This window comes from Devosia ureilytica, from assembly GCF_024273195.1.
In the GTDB taxonomy this organism is placed as follows: Bacteria; Pseudomonadota; Alphaproteobacteria; order Rhizobiales; family Devosiaceae; genus Devosia; species Devosia ureilytica.
This window is the reverse complement of sequence record NZ_JAMZCU010000004.1, coordinates 281,693-299,712: the sequence shown is the minus strand read 5'-3', so window position 1 is coordinate 299,712 and position 18,020 is coordinate 281,693. Positions and strand designations below refer to the sequence as shown.

Here is an 18,020-nt window from a genome sequence, read left to right as displayed (position 1 = left end):
AGGCGCGGATGGGCAGACCGACGATTTATTCAGGACTGGCGGCTGCTTTGATGGCTGTGGTGCTGGCTGGCTGCACCAGCTTCGCGCCGGTCTATGGAACGAACGCGGCGGGCAGCATTGCTTCGGCGCGGTTCAATTTCCTGCCGCCCGATAGCCGCATCGAGCAATTGATCATCGACCGCTTGAAAGTCGCGTTTCCCGGGGAGGCTTCGCCGCAGGACCCGACGCTCGACATCGCCGCATCGGCCGGCAGCTATCCCGGCTCAATGTCGGACGCCTTTGATGTCGCAAGGCCCGCAAATGTCCGGGTCACCGCGTCAGTCACAATTGAGCAGGACGATGCTGTCCTGTTCGCTGCGACGCGCTTTTCCGACACCGCCTATCAGAGCGGAAAGCTGACCCCGGTCGAAATCTCGTCACGCACGGGTGCGCAGGAGACAGCAGCCCGCAATGCTGCAGAGGCACTCCGGGCTGCGATCCTGGCCGGGTACAGGCCGGGGATGCCTGCCAGCGTGCGCTAAACAAGCGCGACGCCTCACCGCCGCTGACGATCAGAACCGCCCCATCTCTGCACGCACCTTATCCAGGAAACCTTCGCGTCTCTCGGGTGTCACGTTGTTCATGTCGTAAAGCGCAAGGTATTTCGGCCGCGTGCGAAACGTTACCCAGCCCCAGCGCATGGCGAGGCGACGGGGTGGGTCGCCCATGACAAAGGTGCGAAAGCGATCGCCGCCATAGGTGGTGACGAAAGCCGCCTTCCTGATGTTGGAGAGGCCGGGTACAAGTTTGCCGCGATCCCCGTCTTGCATGGTGAAAGATACGCCGGGCAGGAAGATACGGTCGAAATAGCCTTTGAGGATGGCGGGATAGCCGTAATTCCACACGGGGTGAACGATGACCAGCGCTTCGGCCGCCTTGAGGCGTTCAACATAGGGGGCGGTGAGCGGGGTCAGATTGCCCGGCACATCGTGATAGCCCAGACGCTCAGCGCGGCTGAGTACGGCAGGGAAGTCCTCGTCGTAAAGGTTGAGGGCATCGACACTGTGCCCCGCCTGTTCGAGGCCCGCCACGGCGGTGTGAAACAGGGCGCGATTGAAACTGGTTTCAACGGGGTGGGCGTGGATGACATGAACCCGCATCAGGCGCTCTGCTGAACCGTGTTGAGGCCGTCGAACAGCCAGACTTTGCCGGCGTTGAAGTCGAAGTCCGGGTTTTCCCACGCAACCATTTTGCCCGGGTTGAGAATACCCTTGGGATCAGCCTCGCGCTTGAAAGCCAATTGTTTAAGATCGGTCCGCTTCATGCCGCCTTCCTCAAGCGTATAGCGATGCGGGTTGAAGACATTGCAGCCATTGTCCTCGTGGATGCGGATGATCTCTTCGAGGCGTTCTTCACTGGTGTAGCGCACCAGTGGCAGGCCCGCGAACGTGACCTGACCATCCTGCCGCGTCATCTCGATATGCATGGGCAGTTCGTCGCCCAGGAGGTCGACGATCTTGTGCACATGGTCGATGCTGGGGTAACGGGTCTGGAGATAGGTGATCGAGGGGTCGACCTTGAGGGCGCGCAGCGTGGTGTGGTTCCAGGCCAGCTCATAGACCGGCGGCAGGCGCTTGAGTTCTTCTTCGCTCGCCTTGTCGGAGCGATAGAGCATCTCGCCCTTGTTATGCCTGGTGAACAGCGCCAGCGCTTCGACAGACACCGGCGCGACCATGATCAACACCACCGATTGTCCCGCCTTGATATAGGGCTTGTGGCGGTTGAAATAGGCTTCCGGGATCGGGGCAGCGCAGGGCGCGACCTCCTTGAGCAATAGACCATCCTGAAGCGCGACCGCCTCGGCAAACCGGGCGGCATCCATGAATTGGTCGAAGCCGACAATGACGTCGATCCAGTCATGCGCCGGGGCCAGCGGCATCTCGGCTTCGACAATGATACCATTGGTGCCATAGGCGTGGGCGACCTTGAGGATGTCCTCGCCGGTGAGATCGAGTTCGCGCGGCTCGGCCTCGCAGGTGACGATCTTGAGGCCAAGGATGCTGCCCAGATTGCGCAAGCCACCCCAGCGGACCGAACCAACGCCGCCCGAGCCGCCGGCGATGAAACCGCCCAGCGAGGCCATGCGGTAAGTCGAGGGGTGGAAGCGTAGCTCGCCAGCGACGGCTGCCCTGGTCTCGTGGTCCATGGCTTCGAGCACCGCGCCGGCCTGAGCGCGGACGCGGTCGGGCTTGATGTCGAGCACCTTGTCCATATTCATCAGGTTGAGCATCGCGCCACCCGAGAGCGGCATGGCCTGGCCGTAATTGCCGGTGCCGGCGCCGCGCGGGGTGATGGCCACGCCATGCCTATAGGCGGCGCGGAGCACGGATTTGACCTCCTCGGTCGACCGCGGCGAGACGACGACTTCAGCAGTCACATGGTCGAGCTTCTGCTTGAGCACAGGCGAATACCAATAGTGGTCGCGGCTGCGCTGCTGCACGATGCGCGGATTGTCTTCCTGCGGGATGTCGCCCAGTTCGGCGCGGAATTCTGCAATGCTCATGATGGTCCCATCAGGTCGTCGAGTTCACGGTAGTCGGGCAGAGTGGTGTCGATGGCCTTGCCGGCGCGGATCACGGTGCGGTCCGCTTGCGGGCGGCTCATCAACTCGGTCCAGTTGCGGCCCTTGAGCAGCACCAGGTCCGCCGGCGCGCCGGCCTTGATTTCGGCGGAGTAACCGAAGCCGGCAATGGCGGCCGGGTCGGCCGAAACCGAGCGGGTCCATGCAAAGGCGTCATCCTGCGGATGATCGAAGTGGAGGATGCGGGCGCCTTCGCGCAACACCTCGAAGCCATCGAGGTCGCCATAGGCATAGAAGGGGTCGCGGGTGTTATCCGAGGCAATGGCGACCGTAACGCCGGCGGCCTTGAGCTCGTTCAGCAGCGTCACCCCGCGCCAGCGCGGCGTGCGCACGCCATGTGTGTTGTCGCGGTCCTGCAGATACATGTTGCACATGGGCAGCGAGACCACCGCAATGCCGGCGCGGGCCACCTTGTCGATCACGCGCTTGGCAGTCTCGTCGTCCTGCACCGCCAGCGAACAGCAATGTCCGGCCACGACTGATCCGGTAAAGCCGCTTTCGATGACGGCATCGGCCAGGCATTCGAGCGCATTGGCGGCCGGATCGGGGGATTCATCGGTATGGAGATCGATGTTGAGCCCCAGTTCACCGGCCATCGCCACCAGCCTGCGCATGATGGTTGGGTTCTCGGCATGCACCGCCGTCGAGCCACCGAGAATGCCCCCGGCCGCCTTGGCGCGGTTGGCTATGGCCCTGAGGGCGGTGTTATCGAGAATGGTGTCGGGCCCCATGAGACCGGCTGCCTGCAGCTCGATGCGCCCGGCCCAGCGTTCGCGCATGGCCTCGAATACATCCCAAGTGATATTGTGCTGCGGCGGCGCCATGTCGAGATGGGTGCGGACGGCGGCGGTGCCGTGGGCGTAGGCGCAGCGCAGCGAGAAATCCATGCGCCGCTCGACGTCCGACGCAGCCCAATTGGCTTCCCGGTCGGCCAGGACCGCCATGAGCGCGCCCAGCCAGGTGCCATCGGGGTTCTGTTTGCGGGGCCAGATATGGCCCTTGTCGAGATGGGTATGCAGATCAACGAAGGCGGGCAGCACGATGTCGCCCCGCAGGTCCAGTTTTTGCGGTGACACGGCCGAACCGGCCGGACCAATGGCGGCAATCAAACTGTCGGCAATGGTGATGTCGATCAGATCGAGAGCGCCCGAGGCTGGGGTACCCAGCAGCGCGGCTGGGACAGCAGCATTGGTCAGGACGTAATGGCCGTCGGCAGGAATGACGATGGTCATTCAATTCTCCCGTTTCATGGCGCTTTCGTGCCATCGATGCAGCAGCAGCCAGGCGATGAGCGAGGTGGCGGCAAAGATGGCAACCCCCGTGATCATGAGGAGGATCAGCGCCGCGTAAAGCCGCGGATAGTTGAGCCGGTAGCCCGATTCGAGCAGCCGGAAGGCCAGGCCCGCCCCCTTGCCGGCCGAGCCGGCCGCAAACTCGGCGACCACCGCAGCAATCAGCGACAGCCCGCCGCCAATGCGCAATCCAGCTGCGAAGAAGGGCAGGGAGGCCGGGAGTTTGAGATAGAGCAGGGTCTGCCAGCGGTTGGCGCCATAAAGCTCGAAGAGATTGAGCAGGTTATGGTCGACGCTTTTGAGCCCAGCCACCATGTTGGAGAGGATCGGGAAAAAGGCGACGACGAAGGCGCAGGTGAGCAGCGCCGACTGGGTATCGGGCATGTATATGATCAGCAACGGCGCGATGGCGATCATCGGTGTTACCTGAAGGATGACGGCAAACGGGAAGATGGCCAGCTCGATCCATTTGCTTTGGACCAAGACAATGGCCAGGCCAACGCCGCCGACCAGCGCAATGCCGAGCGCCAGAAAGGTGATGCGCAGGGTTACCAGCAGCGACGGGTAAAGCGTGCCCCAGTCGGTATAGAGAGCGGTGATAACATCTCCCGGCGCCGGCATGATGTAGCGGGGCACCTGGTTGATCACGATGTGCAGTTGCCAGAGGCCGATGGCCAGCAACACCATGGTCATCGGGACGATGATGCGCAAAATCCTCTCAACGGTACTGGTGCGCGCCACGGCGATGGCAACCGCACTGTCGGTGCCGGCTTCGGCGACATTGGAGGCATGGATGGCGTCGGTCATTTCCCCTGTGCTCCCAACATGATGGCTTCCTGCAAGGCGCGGGAAACCCTGTCGGTGGTGGCGCGATATTCTTCTGAAGTGCGGTAATTGGCGTCGCGCATGGCCGCGGTCTGGATGGAGAGGTCGGCGCAGACCTGGCCGGGCCGGGCGCGCATGACGACGATGCGGTTGGAGAGGAACGCGCTTTCAAACACTGAATGGGTGACGAAGATCACGGTGATGCTGGTCTCACGCCACAGGCGCAACACGTCGTCATTGAGCTTCTGGCGGGTGATTTCGTCGAGCGCGGCAAAGGGCTCATCCATCAGCAGCAGGCGCGGCTTGGTCACCAGCGCCCGGGCGATGGACACACGCATCTTCATGCCGCCCGAGAGCTCTCGCGGATAGGATTTCTCGAAGTCGGCCAAGCCCACAGAGGCCAGAGATTCCATGATCCGAGGCCGCGCCGCCGAGCGGCTGACGCCATTGAGGCGCAGCGGCAAATAAACATTGTCCAAAACGGTGGCCCACGGCATCAGCGTTGGCTCCTGAAACACGAAGCCGACATCGCCTTCGGGCAGGCCGCGCGCATTGATGCGCGAGCTGGGCCAGTCAATGTTACCCGAGGACGCCGAGCCGAGGCCGGCAATGATGCGCAGGGCCGTGGATTTGCCGCAGCCTGAAGGGCCGAGCAAGCTGAGGAATTCGCCGCGCCGGACATCGAGGTTCATGTCCTTGAGTGCCAGCGTGCCATTGGAGAATAACTTGCTCACATGGCGCATCGATACAACGAGGCGCTCCTGGGCGGCATCGGCCGAGCGTGCGGCCGGTTCAATCACATCAGTCAAAATACTAATACCGGCTGGGGGCTGGAACGGCGCGGACCGGACAGTCCGCGCCGAAAAGAGGTTTACTTCACGAGGTCCATGCCAAGGCCCTGACACACATATTCGGTCGTGTAGGCAGTGGAGATGTCGAGGCCCGCTTCATAGACGCCGACCTCCACCATCTTGTCGTAGAACTCAGTCCAGTGTGCATCGGTCATGCAACCGATGCCCTTGGTTTCGGCGTCGCCGGAGACGACGATGCCGTACTCCTTCATTTTCTCGATGCCATATGCGATCTGGTCGTCGGTCATTTCCGGATTGTCGGCCTTGATCAACTCATTGGCCGCGGCATTGTCGCCATAAAGGTAGTTGTACCAGCCGATGATGGAGGCCTCGACGAAGCGCTTGGCCACGTCGGGATTCTCGTCCACCCAAGGCTTCATGGCCTCAATGGTTGTCGAATAGGGCGTATACCCCTGGTCGGCCAACAGCCACACATCGGGAGCAAAGCCGGCCTCGCGCTCAATGGCGAGCGGTTCGGAGGTCAGATAGCCCTGCTGAATGGCGGTCTCATCGGCCAGGAAGGAGGCCGGGTTGAACTGGTACGGCTCGTACTTTTCCTCGACGAACTCGGGCCATTCGGTCTTCATCCAGGAGAAGTATGACGTGAAGCCATCAGCGCCCAGAATGTACTTTCCGGCGCCGGCCAATTCGGGGAAGCTGGAGTACTTGCCCGGATGCGACATCAGGATCTGCGGATCCTTCTGGAAGATTGCTGCCAGGGTGATGGTCGGGATCTGCTCCTTGACGGCGTTAATGGCCCCCGAAGCGCCGCCCATGTAGAATTGCACCTGACCCGATACCAGCATGGGCCGGCCAGGTGACTGCGGGCCGCCCGGCATGATGGTCACGTCCAGCCCGTATTCCTCGTAAGTGCCGTCGGCAATGGCCTGGTAGTATCCGCCATGCTCGGCCTGGGCCAGCCAGTTCGTCGCAAAGGTCACCGCGTCAAGTTCCTGAGCGGTGGCCGGGCCGGCGGCCAGGGCCAGCGCGGCGAGGAGAATGGTTTTCTTTGAAATCTGCATCAAGCGCTCCCTGAGCCGCGGCTTGGACGACGCGGCGTTGTGTCGGTCGGCGGGGCCGCCGTGGGCCTACCTTTCGACATGAGAGCAGTCATGTGAAGCTAAAAATTAGGCAGATATTGCGAATGCCTGCCATGCGTGCAGATTATAGGTAAAATGCTGGCCATGGCAGATTTGCCGACCTAGCATGCGCGGCAACGACCAAGGTATTCATGTTCAAGTCACTCGCGCCCAGTTCGATCCACCCGCCCTTTGCACCCTATAGTCATGGGGTGGTTGTGCCGGCAGGGCAGCAAATGGTCTTCTGCTCGGGGCAATTGGGCATAGATGCCAGCGGCAAGGTGCCGGCAGATTGCGCAAGCCAGGCAGGGCTCTGTTTTGACAACATCGTCGCCATCCTGGCCGAAGCCGGGCTGGGCCTTGAGCACATTGTCCGCATCAATGCCTATGTCACCGGGCGCGAACACCTTGCGGCCTATATGGGCGTGCGCAACGCACTCTTCGCCGAACCATTTCCAGCGTCCACGCTAATGATTGTTTCCGGCTTCGCCCGGCCCGAGTTCGTGGTCGAGATCGAAGCCATCGCCGCCGGCCCCGCCTGAGGACAGACTAAACATGCGCAAGATCTGGTGGAGTGATTTCGCGGCCCGCGAATTCGACAATCTCGACCCCCACAAAACCATCGCCATCTTGCCCATCGCGGCAGTGGAGCAACATGGCCCGCACCTGCCGGTGGGCACCGACACCATCATCAACACCTCGATGATGAACCTTCTGGCTGAGCGCGCACCGGCCGATCTCGATATCCGCATCCTGCCGGTGCAGGCGGTCGGCAAGTCGAATGAACATGTCTGGTCCAAAGGGACGATTACCCACAAGGCGACCAACCTGATCGACGCCTGGACCCAGATCGGCCTTGAGGTCGCCCGGTCCGGGGTGCGCAAGATCGTCTTCGTCAATTCCCATGGCGGCAATGAAGAGATCATGGGCATCGTCGCCCGAGAGTTGCGTGTCGAGGCGGGTATGTTGGCGGTCAAGAGCGGCTGGCGGTTTGGGGCGCCTGATGGCGTTCTAAGCGACCTCGAACGCCGCCACGGCATTCATGGTGGCGACGCGGAGACTTCGCTTATCCTCCACTTCCGGCCCGATCTCGTGGACATGGCGCGGGCCGAGAATTTTCCCTCCATCGCCGCGCGCGACGAGCAGGCGTTCAAGTATCTCCGGCCCACCGGGGCGTTCGGGCATGTCTATGCCTGGATCGCTTCGGATATCAATCCGGGCGGGGCGGTTGGCGAGGCGGCGCTGGCAACCGCCGAAAAGGGTCGTTTAATTGCCGAGCGCAATGTGGCCGGCATGATCGAGGTTCTGCGCGAGGTCGAGCGCATGCCGCTGCCTGGTTCTGACAGATGGCAGACGACCGGCTAAGCCGGAGTTGAATGGCGATCGGTCCTAGAGCAGCTTGCCGTCTGCGATGATGGCGCGCACCTCTGCCTCGACGGTATCGAGGATGCGGTTGATCGCATCAACGGCCCGTTCGGCATCCTCGGCGACAATGGCGTCGGCCAGGTCGCGGTGAATCGGGAAGGATTCAAGGCCAAACGCGTCACGGTTGAACGGCGAGATTTCACCCCGATCCAGCGCATGGTCCAGATTGGTGAGGATCTGCCCGTACATCGGATTGCCCGAAGCGTCGTAGATGGCGTTGTGGAAGGCGTGGTCGGTCTTGCGCCACGGGCGGCCTGAATTGACCTCAGACAGCAGGGCGGTACACAGCCGCGCGATCTCGCTGCGTTGCTTTGGTGTTGCCTTGAGCGTCGCCTTGCGCACGACATCGTTCTCGAGGGTGCGTCGAATTTCAATCAGCCGCAGGAGCGCTTCGCCTTCGAGCCGGACCATGGTGGGCACAAGGCCACGCGAGGTCTGCACACGCGCCGACAGATAGGTGCCGTCCCCCCGTCGCCGCTTGATAATCCCCAGACCTTCCCAACGGTTCAGGGCCTCACGAATGGTCGAGCGGCCAACGCCCAGAGATGCAGCCAGCGACACTTCAGGCGGCAGGCGATCACCAATCGTCAGACCGGCGCGCTCGACCATTTCGGCAAGCGCATCGAGCACCGCCACGTTGCGCGTGCGGTTTTCGAGCGGTTCGAGATAGCTCAGCGCGGCATCCCGACTCATCGGCGCCCGATCCTCCATGGTGGTCTTGTTGGCGCCACTCACATCACATCTTTGTCTGTTTGTCAGCCTTGTGCGGCCAGGGGCGGTGCCGTGAGGCCGAGCAACTCCGTCAATGCTGCAAGCAGTTGATCCATCTGGGCCACCGAATTGTATCCCTGCACCGAGAGGCGGACGATGCAGCGGTCCTGCCATTTGAAAACCGGGATTTCGATGCTGTAGCGCTCAAACAGGGTCTTGTGAATTTCGGCGGTATCACATTCGGGAATGGGCATGGCGACCATTTGCGGTGCGCAGAATTCCGGGCTTGAAAGCGCAGGCAGGCCGGTCAATTCGCCCAGGCGTCGGGCTGTTTCCTGCGCCAGCGCGTGGCAATGATCTGCGACCGCCCACCAGTCATTCTCCTTGCGGAACTGGAGGGCAGCCGGGACTGTCAGCCAGGGGGCAGGGTCGCGCGTACCCTGAATTTCGATCTCGTCGATAAAAGGCGAGCTGCCGAAGGCGCCCTTGGCACCGGGCTGCTTGGAGTCCTTTGTCCAGCCATGGCTGATGACCAGCGGATCGAGCAGGCTCTGCACCTCGGGGCGCGCATGAAGGAAGGCGGAGCCTTTGGGCGACATCATCCATTTGTGGCAATTACCGGCATAGAAATCGGCGCCGATAGCATCGAGATCGAGCCGGATGTGGCCCGGCGTATGGGCGCCGTCGATGACCGACCAGATGCCGCGGCGGCGAGCCTCGGCAATGGCCGGTTCGATGGGGAAGAGCAGGGCTGTGGGCGAGGTGATGTGGCTGAGGAACAGCACCTTGGTCCGCTCGGTCATGCCCGCAATGATGGCATCGGTGAATTGAGCCTCACTGACCAGAGGCAGGGGTATTTTGACCACCACGATCTCTGCGCCGGTCTTGCGGCAGACATAGGACCAGGTCTTTTCGAGGGCCGAATATTCGTGATCGGTGGTGAGGATCTGATCGCCGGGTTTGAGGTCGAGCGAGCGGGCCACGATATTGAGGCCGCTGGTGGCATTGAGAACGCCAACAATGTCCTCCGAACCGCATCCGAGCTCATCGGCAAGGGCTTGGCGCGGGGCGCGCAGCAGGTCGTGCAGCCGTCGCCCCAGAAATTCCACCGGCTCCTGCTCCAGCTCCAGCTGCCAGCCCTGATAGGCCGCAAATACCGGGCGTGGACAGGCTCCGAAGGAACCATGGTTGAGGAAGACGACATCCTCACGCAGGAGGAAATGCCGGGCGAGATTGTCGGACACGATTAGCGGCCTTTCAGGGTGGGATCGAGTGCATCGCGCAAGCCATCGCCAAAGAGCGAAGTGGCGAGCACAGTGATGGCGAGAGCCGCCGTCGGAAAGACGGCCAGGTGCCAGTAGTAGAACATGAAATTGATGCCCTCATTGATCATCTGGCCCCAGGTCGGGGTCGGCGGGGGCACGCCGATGCCGAGGAAGCTCAGCGAGGCTTCGAGCATCATGGCCATGGGGATGGCGAGCACGAAGCCGACGATGATCGGGCTAATGGAATTGGGGATGAGGTGGCGGCGAATGATGTACCAGGGCGAGGCCCCCAGCGCCTGCGCGGCCCGTACGAATTCCTTGTCGCGAAAGGCCTTCACCTGGGCCCGTACCAGAAGGCACACCTGCACCCAGCCGAACAGCGCCGCGATGGCCACGATCGAAGGGTAGCCACCGCGGATCAGAGTTCCCAGCAGCATGGCTGCCAACAAGGGTGGCACCACCGAGAACAGCTCGATGATCCGCATGATGATCCAGTCGGTTCGCCCACCGAAATAGCCGGCAAGGGCTCCCAACGGGATGCCGATCAGCACGGAAAATCCGGCGGCGATGAAGCCGATGGAGAGCGAGATGCGCGCGCCATAGACAATACGGGTGTAAAAATCGCGCCCAAGATTGTCGACACCAAACCAGTGCTCGGCCGAGGGGAAGGCCAGCGACTGGGTGAGGAACAATTGCGCTTCGGGGGGCACCGGGGTGATCAATGGCGCCAGCAGCGCCATCAGGATCAGGATGGCGAGCACGATGCCGCCGCCCAGCGCCGCCTTATTGGACAGGAAACGCTGCCAGGCGAACCACAGTGGGCTGCGCTGGCGCGCCGGTGCCTTCAGGGCAGGAGGTGTCAGGATGTCGGTCATTCTGCGCCTCCTACGCGGATACGCGGATTGATCAGCGCATAGACAATGTCGGAGAGGAGATAGGCGATGCAGTACATGAAGGTGATCATGAGCATCAGTGCCATCTCCAGGGGATAGTCGCGCGTCTCGATGGACGAGACGAAATAGGCGCCAAGGCCTGGAATGCGGAACATGGCCTCGACAAAGATCGAGCCGGTGGCGGTGCCGATGAACATGGGCAGGAAGACGGTGACCAGTGGGATGGCCGAATTGCGCAGCACATGCTGGAACACGATGCGCTGCTCCGAGAGTCCCTTGGCGCGCAGCACCGTCACGAACGGCCGGCTCATGGTGTCGAGCATGGCCGAGCGGGTGTAGCGAGCATAGGTCGCGACCGGAATGGCGGCATAGGCGATGATGGGCAATATCCAGCGCTCGGGATGCGGCCAGCCGCTGGCAGGCAGCCATTTGAGCCACACCGCAAACACCAGGATCAGCAGCATTGACGTGACGAACACCGGAATGGTGAGGCCAATCGTGGCAACGGCGGATGCGAGATAGTCGATCCAGCTGTTGCGATTGAGGGCGGCGGCCATGCCGAGGAGTATCCCCAACGGCGCGCCGATGAGAACGCCAAGGCCACCCAGGACAAGGCTCGGGACCCAGGCGCGAGAGAGCAGCTGCAAGACGCTTTCGCCGGGGCTTTGATAGGGCACGCCGAAATCGAACTGCATCACGCCCCACATATAGCGCAGGTATTGCACGTAAAGCGGCTGGTCGAGGCCCAGCTGCGCCATCATCTTGGCGCGCACCGCCTCGGAAACCGGCATGTCATTGGCATCGAACGGGCCGCCGGGCACGGCGTGCATCATCAGGAAGATGATGATCGACACGGCAATGAAGGTGAAGGCAACCGAGACGAGCCGGCGAAGGATAAATCCGAGCATCAGTATCGCCCCCTCAATTGGTCACATAAGCCTCGACCCGGTGGCCCGGGGCGATGGCGACAAGTTGCGGTTTGCTGTGCGGCGCGACACCGGTCTGGAGGACTGTCAGGCGAGGTGTCCGCGCCTCGATTTCCTCAGCGGACAGAAAATTGCGAGACCGCTTGTCCCTTGGATTGGTCACCGGCACCGCCTCGAGCAGGGCTCGCGTGTAGGGGTGTTGCGGATCCGAGAAGATGCGTTCGGTTGGCGCTTCCTCCACAACCCGCCCGCGATACATGACCACCACGCTGTCGGTGAGTGATTTGACCGTCGACAGGTCATGGCTGATGAACAGCATGGAAAGGCCCATTTCCGCCTGCAGTTTTTTCAGGAGGCCAATGATCTGCGCCTTGACGGTGACATCGAGCGCTGATGTGGGCTCGTCCGCGACAAGGACGGTCGGCTCAAGCACCAGTGCCCGGGCAATGGCCACGCGCTGGCGCTGGCCGCCCGAGAGTTCATGCGGGTAGCGATTGGCAAATGAGCGGTCGAGGCCGACCCGATCCAGCCACGACAGGGCTGTCTCGGTCTGCTCGCGTGGAGAGCCAACGCCGTGAATATGGAGCGGCTCAGCGATGATCTGGGCCAATGTCATCATTGGGTCCAGCGCCGAATAGCTGTCCTGGAAAACCACCTGCATTCTGCGACGCCAGGGCTTGAGCGCTTCGGGCGAGAGGTTGGAAATGTCATGCCCGTCGACGAGGATCTGCCCGCTCGATGCATCGGTGAGGCGCATCGCCATCATGCCGGTCGTGGTCTTCCCCGATCCGCTTTCGCCGACGATGGCGACGATACGGTTCTTGGGCAGGGCCAGGTTGATCTCCTGCACGGCATGGAAATCGACGTATTCATTGAAAAGGCCGCGACGGCGACGAATGCGATAGGCCTTCGCCAACCCTTTGAGCTCGAGGGCGGGGGTGTCGCTGTCGCTGCCGCGTGATGGCTCGAAGCGGGCGTGGAGGCTCGCCAGAAGCTGCTTGGTATAGTCATGCTGGGGGGTATCGAAGATCTGTTGCACGGGCCCCTGTTCCATGACCTCGCCGCGATACATGACAAGCACCCGGTCGACCGTCTCGGCAATGACGCCAAGGTCATGGGTGATCATGATCAGCGCCATGCCGAACTCGGCCTGCACCTTCTTGATGAGCTGCAGAATCTGGGCCTGGATGGTGACATCGAGCGCCGTCGTCGGTTCGTCGGCAATCAGCACCTTGGGGCGGCAAGAGAGTGCCATGGCGATCATTGCGCGCTGCAACATGCCGCCGGAAAGCTGATGGGGATAGTAGTCGAGGACGTCGCTGGCGTTCTTGATCTCCACCCGCTGGAGCAGGTCCTCCGCCTCTTTTCGTGCATCGCGCGCGCTCGAGTTGCGGTGCGCCTGAATGGTCTCGGCGATCTGGTGGCCGATGGTGAACACCGGATCAAAAGCGGTCATCGGATCCTGGAAGATCATCGCCGCGGCGCGACCTCGCAGGCGGACAAGATCATCCTTGCCGGCCTTTGCAACATCAATGCCGTCAAGGCGAAGCGTGGTGGCGCTGACTTCGGCAGTCGGGGGCAGGAGGCGCAGCAATGCGGCACAACTGACCGATTTGCCGGAGCCGCTCTCCCCGACAATGCCAAGGCTTTCGCCTTCATTGACCGTGAAGCTGACGCCGCGCACCGCGTCGACGGCGCCGCCATACTGGCGAAAGCTGACCCGCAGGTCTTCTATTTCAACGAGTGACATGGCTGGCCCGCTTAAAGGTGGCGCCTCCCGACTGGGAATGCTCGGGAGGCGCCTGTTGGATCGCGATACTACTTGGTCAGGTGCGTGAAGAAGTAGTGGCCAAGCCGGTCCAATGGGGTGAAGCCCAAGGCGTTGGGCGTGGAGGCTTCGCCACCCAATTCACCCGAGATGATGGCCGTAGTGATCGGGTGCACCAGCGGGACAATGAGCCCCTGGTCGATCATGACCTGTTCCGCCTCGGCATAGAGCGCATAGCGGGTATCCCAGTCGCTTTCGGCATCGGCCTTGGCGACCAGTGCGTCATACTCGGGAACGAAGTAATTATGACGCCCGCCATTGAAGAAGATGCCGTAGAAGTTGGACGGGTCGAGATAGTCGTACTCGTAGGGAGCGATGAAGATGTTGTTCTTCGCGCCACGCAGGCCGTCCATCCAGTCTGCACCGGGAAGCTGGCGGATGTTGACGGTGATCCCCAGGATTTCCTTGAGTTCGGCCTGGATGTATTGCGCCATGGCCGGGATGATGGCCCCATTATAGCCGCCCTCCTCGCGGATCCAGATTTCGATCTCCGGGAAACCCTCGCCATTGGGGTAGCCGGCATCGGCCAAGAACTGCTTGGCCTGCTCAGGATCGAAGGTGGCCTGGGCCACGACATCCGGATTGTAGCCGGGATAGCCGGGCGGCAGGATGGAGCCGGCCGGAATGGCAATGTCCTTGAGCACCGTGGAGGTCAGTTCTTCGCGGTCGATGGCATGGTAGAAGGCCCTGCGCACATCGACATTGTTGAACGGCTCTGACTCAAGGTCATAGGAGATGTAGGAGGTGGCAAAAACCGCATTCTTGCGGATGCCATCGGGCTCTGCCGCCATCGCCACCGGGACCTGTCCGGTGTTGAGGAACGAATAGTCGGTATCACCGGCAAGATAGGCCGGCAGCCCAACTTCGGGCGCGCCAAGGCTCGGGTCAACTTCGAGGCGGTCGATCTGCGCTTGCCAGGGGCCGGTATAGGTATCGGACTTGGTAAAGACCACCGCGTTGTTCGACTTCTCCCAGCTCTCGATTTCAAAAGGCCCGGAAGAAACAATAGTGTCGACGTTGAGTGCCCAGTCGTCGCCAAGCTCATCCACTTTGTGCTTAGGCACCGGGTACCAGAGGCTGGTGACGGAGGGGAGGTAGGGTTTTGGGGCAGTCGTGGTGACCTCGATGGTGAGGTCATCGACCGCGGTCAGGCCCAGAGTGGAGACGTCGGCAGTGCCCTCAGTGACTTCCTTCCAGCCCTTGATGCCGCCGGCAAAGTCCCAGTACCAGGCAAAGTCATAGCCCGACGTCGCCGCGCGCTGCAGCGCAAAGACATAGTCTTCTGCCGTCAGCGGTTCCCCATCGGACCAGACCAGTCCCTCGCGCAACTTGAAAGTCCAGGTGAGGCCGTCCTCGGACTGGCTCCAGCTTTCCGCTGCCATCGGGGTCAGCTCGAATTCCTTGTCGAACGTCGCAATGGGGACCTGCAGCAATTCGGCGAAGGTCGCCCTGTCATAGACGGTCTTCATATAGTCCATGTAGGTGCCGGTGGTGGACTGACCCGGTGCCACGATAGTGGTCTGGGCCAGGGCGGGCAGTGTCAGTGCTGTCGCGACTGCCAATGCGCCGACCAGTTTGGGCAAGATATGCATATGCTCCCTCCTTTAAGTAGAGCGGTGGACGTTCCCTGATGTGCCAGGCCCAATTCCCCCGGGCCTGTTCACTTGCTTTGCGGGCGCCCTCTTGATGGGCGCCGGAGGCCCATTGTTCCCTCAAACAATTTGCCAGATGACATATGTCTGACAAATTTGAAGTGCGGGTGCAAGGCTGATTGACTGCCAAGTCCGCAGTTTTGCAACGTTGCGACGCATCCTTGGGTGCAGTCTGTTTGCGAGGCGGCCGTAGTCGCCACGCGGGTCGTCAGTCACCGCGCCATGAGGTGTCCGGCTGCGGCGACGATGGTTTCGGCGTCGATGCCGAAATGGCTGTAGAGATCACGGACGGTTCCGGTCTGGCCGAAATGCTCGACCCCCAGAGCCACCGTGCGGTGCCCCTGGACGCTGCCCAGCCAGCCCAGTGTGGCGGGGTGAGCGTCGATGGCGGTGATGATGCTGGCGCTATGTGGTATCTGGGACAGGAGGTTTTCGACATGACTTCCGGCAGTCCTGTCGCCATGCAGGCGTCCGCGCTGCGCCGCCTGCCAGCCGGCATTGAGACGGTCTGCCGATGTGACTGCGAGCACGGCGACATTGCGCCGGTCACCACCAATGCGGGCGGCTGCCGCAATGGCCTCGCTGGCCAGCACCCCCTGATAGGCAATGACAACTTCGCACTGCGGTGTCGGTGGATTGAGCCAATAGGCGCCGCGGATGATGTCGGCGCTCAGGGTTTCGTCCATCTCGCGGGGGACCTGCTCAAGCATCCTGGTGGAAAGTCGGAGATAGACCGATCCGCCCGTAACGTCGCGGGGCCAGTCGGCGAGGTCCGGTCGGGCGTCGCCGCTGCGCTGCATGTAGTCGAAGGCCCAGTCGATAATGACTGACAGCTCGTCGGCAAAGGCGGGCTCGAAACTGGCAAGACCATCCTGCGACATGCCGATCAGGGGTGAGGCAATGGATTGGTGAGCGCCGCCTTCCCCGGCAAGCGATACGCCGGAGGGTGTTGCAACGAGCAGGAAACGCGCGTCCTGGTAACAAGCGTAGTTCAGCGCATCCAGGCCCCGCGAGATGAACGGATCATAAAGGGTGCCGATGGGCAGCAGGCGCTCGCCGAACAGCGAATGGCTGAGGCCGGCAGCGCCCAGCATCAAAAACAGGTTCATCTCGGCGATGCCCAGTTCGAGATGCTGACCCTCCGGCGTGAACCGCCACTTCTGGGTCGAGGGGATCGCCTCCTTTTGGAAGAGGTCCGCCATCTCCTGGGACGCGAAGAGGTTCCTGCGGTTGACCCACGCGCCCAGATTTGTGGAGACCGTAACATCAGGCGAGGTCGTGACGATGCGCCGCGCCATTTCGCTGTCGGTCTTGGCAATGGCGTCGAGAATGCGTCCGAAGGCGGCCTGGGTGGATGTCGGGCCGGTGCCGATGAACTGCGGGCCAATCGTGGGGACGGCCGGCGAGGTCAGGCGGCGCGACTGAGCGGTGTTGAACGGCACGGCCGCCAGAAAGGCTGCAAGGGCGTCTGGTTTATCCTGCCCTTCGAACCGGTCCCATTCGTGACCTTCGCGGATGCGATGGGCGCTGCGCAATTGCTCGATCTGCGCGCCGGTCATCTGGCCGGCATGATTGTCCTTGTGGCCGGCGAGCGGCGTCCCCCAGCCTTTCACCGTGTAGGCTATGAAGACCGTTGGCTCGTCGTTGCCGGCAGCCTCGAACTGGTCAAGCAGGCTCTCGACGCAATGTCCGCCCAGATTGGCCATGAGCGCCGCCAGTTCGTCGTCGCTGCGACGGGCGAGAAGCGCCGAAACCGCGCCCTGGTCACCGATTTCGTCGCTCAGGCGTTCGCGCCACGCGGCGCCACCCCGGAACATCAGGGCCGAGTAGAGCGCGTTGGGGCACGCATCGATCCAGGCCTTGAGGTGCTCGCCGCCCGCCTCGGCAAAGGCCGCGCGCTGCAGGGCGCCATATTTGAGCGTGACAACCTTCCAGCCAAAGGCCTTGAACACCGCTTCGATGCGGTCATACAGCCCTTCGCGCACCACGCCGTCCAGGCTCTGGCGATTGTAGTCGATAATCCACCAGCAGTTCCTCAGGCCATGCTTCCAGCCTTCGAGCAGGCATTCGTAGATATTGCCTTCGTCCAGCTCAGCATCGCCCGCCAGCGCAATCATGCGCCCTTCAGGCCGTTCCTTGCCGGCCCAGTCCTTGGCGCGAACGTAGTCCTGTACCAAGGAAGCAAAGGCCGAAAAAGCAACGCCCAAACCCACCGAGCCTGTCGAGAAATCGACATCGTCGGTATCCTTCGTGCGTGAGGGGTAGGACTGCGCGCCACCGAAGGCTCGAAAGTCGATCAGTTTTTCCCGGATCTGCCGACCCATGAGATATTGGATGGCATGAAACACCGGGGCCGCATGCGGCTTGACCGCCACGCGGTCCTCTGGCTTGAGAACGCCGAAATAGAGGGTTGAGAGCATGGCGGCCATGGAAGCTGAACTGGCCTGATGGCCACCAACCTTCACGCCGTCGATATTGGGCCGGATATGGTTCGCATGGTGGACCATCCAGCTGGCCAGCCAGAGTGATTTTCGGGTCAGAGCCTCGATGGCCTCGATGCGCCCGATCCCCTCGATTGCCATATCGTCTCTCCCTCCGATATGTCTGACATTACGGTTTGCGGTTGAGCAAATCCTGTCTATCTTGTGTGGTC

General features: G+C 62.0%; 16 protein-coding genes. 3 read left to right on the top strand and 13 right to left on the bottom strand.

The window, feature by feature from the left end; translation table 11 throughout:
* Nucleotides 1-8 precede the first annotated feature (8 nt).
* Entirely contained in the window at nucleotides 9-521 is a 513-nt protein-coding gene (locus NIM87_RS12835) for a hypothetical protein (protein ID WP_254675082.1), read from the top strand.
* A gap of 30 nt (nucleotides 522-551) precedes the next feature.
* Here the strand turns inward: NIM87_RS12835 and NIM87_RS12830 are convergent, their stop codons facing one another.
* From NIM87_RS12830 to NIM87_RS12805, 6 genes are all read right to left on the bottom strand, one after another.
* Complete coding sequence (locus tag NIM87_RS12830) at nucleotides 552-1,139, bottom strand: NAD(P)H-dependent oxidoreductase (protein ID WP_254675081.1); 588 nt, start codon at nucleotides 1,137-1,139, stop codon at nucleotides 552-554.
* A complete protein-coding gene (locus NIM87_RS12825; protein ID WP_408640074.1) occupies nucleotides 1,139-2,545 on the bottom strand; it encodes an FAD-binding oxidoreductase in 1,407 nt (468 codons plus the stop codon). Before NIM87_RS12825 ends, NIM87_RS12830 begins: the two co-directional genes overlap by 1 nt.
* On the bottom strand, nucleotides 2,539-3,852 hold the full coding sequence (locus NIM87_RS12820; protein ID WP_254675079.1) for a cytosine deaminase: 1,314 nt from the start codon (nucleotides 3,850-3,852) through the stop codon (nucleotides 2,539-2,541). Before NIM87_RS12820 ends, NIM87_RS12825 begins: the two co-directional genes overlap by 7 nt.
* Nucleotides 3,853-4,719, bottom strand: a complete 867-nt coding sequence (locus NIM87_RS12815; RefSeq protein ID WP_254675078.1) for an ABC transporter permease — start codon at nucleotides 4,717-4,719, stop codon at nucleotides 3,853-3,855.
* Nucleotides 4,716-5,480, bottom strand: a complete 765-nt coding sequence (locus NIM87_RS12810; protein WP_254675182.1) for an ABC transporter ATP-binding protein — start codon at nucleotides 5,478-5,480, stop codon at nucleotides 4,716-4,718. Before NIM87_RS12810 ends, NIM87_RS12815 begins: the two co-directional genes overlap by 4 nt.
* Nucleotides 5,481-5,608: 128 nt before the next feature.
* On the bottom strand, nucleotides 5,609-6,610 hold the full coding sequence (locus NIM87_RS12805; RefSeq protein ID WP_254675077.1) for an ABC transporter substrate-binding protein: 1,002 nt from the start codon (nucleotides 6,608-6,610) through the stop codon (nucleotides 5,609-5,611).
* Between the two features lie 209 nt (nucleotides 6,611-6,819).
* Here NIM87_RS12805 and NIM87_RS12800 point away from each other — a divergent pair, with 209 nt between their 5' ends.
* Nucleotides 6,820-7,209 carry a RidA family protein gene (locus tag NIM87_RS12800; protein WP_254675076.1) on the top strand — a complete coding sequence of 130 codons (390 nt, stop codon included), beginning with the start codon at nucleotides 6,820-6,822 and terminating at the stop codon, nucleotides 7,207-7,209.
* 13 nt (nucleotides 7,210-7,222) lie between these two features.
* Nucleotides 7,223-8,032 carry a creatininase family protein gene (locus tag NIM87_RS12795; RefSeq protein WP_254675075.1) on the top strand — a complete coding sequence of 270 codons (810 nt, stop codon included), beginning with the start codon at nucleotides 7,223-7,225 and terminating at the stop codon, nucleotides 8,030-8,032.
* A gap of 24 nt (nucleotides 8,033-8,056) precedes the next feature.
* Here the strand turns inward: NIM87_RS12795 and NIM87_RS12790 are convergent, their stop codons facing one another.
* The 7 genes from NIM87_RS12790 to NIM87_RS12760 form a co-directional block, all read right to left on the bottom strand.
* The gene (locus NIM87_RS12790; RefSeq protein WP_254675074.1) at nucleotides 8,057-8,785 is read right to left on the bottom strand and encodes a FadR/GntR family transcriptional regulator; all 729 of its coding nucleotides are present in this window, start codon (nucleotides 8,783-8,785) and stop codon (nucleotides 8,057-8,059) included.
* Nucleotides 8,786-8,847: 62 nt separating this feature from the next.
* The gene (locus tag NIM87_RS12785) at nucleotides 8,848-10,047 is read right to left on the bottom strand and encodes an aminotransferase class V-fold PLP-dependent enzyme (protein ID WP_254675073.1); all 1,200 of its coding nucleotides are present in this window, start codon (nucleotides 10,045-10,047) and stop codon (nucleotides 8,848-8,850) included.
* 2 nt (nucleotides 10,048-10,049) lie between these two features.
* Nucleotides 10,050-10,943, bottom strand: coding sequence for an ABC transporter permease (locus tag NIM87_RS12780; RefSeq protein ID WP_254675072.1), 894 nt, complete (start codon nucleotides 10,941-10,943; stop codon nucleotides 10,050-10,052).
* On the bottom strand, nucleotides 10,940-11,869 hold the full coding sequence (locus NIM87_RS12775; protein WP_254675071.1) for an ABC transporter permease: 930 nt from the start codon (nucleotides 11,867-11,869) through the stop codon (nucleotides 10,940-10,942). The genes NIM87_RS12780 and NIM87_RS12775 overlap by 4 nt, the downstream gene beginning before the upstream one ends.
* Before the next feature lie 13 nt (nucleotides 11,870-11,882).
* Entirely contained in the window at nucleotides 11,883-13,637 is a 1,755-nt protein-coding gene (locus tag NIM87_RS12770; RefSeq protein ID WP_254675070.1) for an ABC transporter ATP-binding protein, read from the bottom strand.
* Nucleotides 13,638-13,705: 68 nt separating this feature from the next.
* A complete protein-coding gene (locus NIM87_RS12765; RefSeq protein WP_254675069.1) occupies nucleotides 13,706-15,307 on the bottom strand; it encodes a peptide ABC transporter substrate-binding protein in 1,602 nt (533 codons plus the stop codon).
* 272 nt (nucleotides 15,308-15,579) lie between these two features.
* The gene (locus NIM87_RS12760) at nucleotides 15,580-17,949 is read right to left on the bottom strand and encodes a transketolase-like TK C-terminal-containing protein (RefSeq protein ID WP_254675068.1); all 2,370 of its coding nucleotides are present in this window, start codon (nucleotides 17,947-17,949) and stop codon (nucleotides 15,580-15,582) included.
* Between the last annotated feature and the right edge of the window lie 71 nt (nucleotides 17,950-18,020).

What these genes read in the sequence shown, in the direction of transcription:
- NIM87_RS12835 (WP_254675082.1), top strand. Translation starts at nt 9, where the DNA reads ATGGGCAGACCGACGATTTATTCAGGACTGGCGGCTGCTTTGATGGCT.
- NIM87_RS12830 (WP_254675081.1), bottom strand. Translation starts at nt 1,139, where the DNA reads ATGCGGGTTCATGTCATCCACGCCCACCCCGTTGAAACCAGTTTCAAT.
- NIM87_RS12820 (WP_254675079.1), bottom strand. Translation starts at nt 3,852, where the DNA reads ATGACCATCGTCATTCCTGCCGACGGCCATTACGTCCTGACCAATGCT.
- NIM87_RS12815 (WP_254675078.1), bottom strand. Translation starts at nt 4,719, where the DNA reads ATGACCGACGCCATCCATGCCTCCAATGTCGCCGAAGCCGGCACCGAC.
- NIM87_RS12810 (WP_254675182.1), bottom strand. Translation starts at nt 5,480, where the DNA reads ATGCGCCATGTGAGCAAGTTATTCTCCAATGGCACGCTGGCACTCAAG.
- NIM87_RS12805 (WP_254675077.1), bottom strand. Translation starts at nt 6,610, where the DNA reads ATGCAGATTTCAAAGAAAACCATTCTCCTCGCCGCGCTGGCCCTGGCC.
- NIM87_RS12800 (WP_254675076.1), top strand. Translation starts at nt 6,820, where the DNA reads ATGTTCAAGTCACTCGCGCCCAGTTCGATCCACCCGCCCTTTGCACCC.
- NIM87_RS12795 (WP_254675075.1), top strand. Translation starts at nt 7,223, where the DNA reads ATGCGCAAGATCTGGTGGAGTGATTTCGCGGCCCGCGAATTCGACAAT.
- NIM87_RS12790 (WP_254675074.1), bottom strand. Translation starts at nt 8,785, where the DNA reads ATGAGTCGGGATGCCGCGCTGAGCTATCTCGAACCGCTCGAAAACCGC.
- NIM87_RS12780 (WP_254675072.1), bottom strand. Translation starts at nt 10,943, where the DNA reads ATGACCGACATCCTGACACCTCCTGCCCTGAAGGCACCGGCGCGCCAG.
- NIM87_RS12775 (WP_254675071.1), bottom strand. Translation starts at nt 11,869, where the DNA reads ATGCTCGGATTTATCCTTCGCCGGCTCGTCTCGGTTGCCTTCACCTTC.
- NIM87_RS12770 (WP_254675070.1), bottom strand. Translation starts at nt 13,637, where the DNA reads ATGTCACTCGTTGAAATAGAAGACCTGCGGGTCAGCTTTCGCCAGTAT.
- NIM87_RS12765 (WP_254675069.1), bottom strand. Translation starts at nt 15,307, where the DNA reads ATGCATATCTTGCCCAAACTGGTCGGCGCATTGGCAGTCGCGACAGCA.
- NIM87_RS12760 (WP_254675068.1), bottom strand. Translation starts at nt 17,949, where the DNA reads ATGGCAATCGAGGGGATCGGGCGCATCGAGGCCATCGAGGCTCTGACC.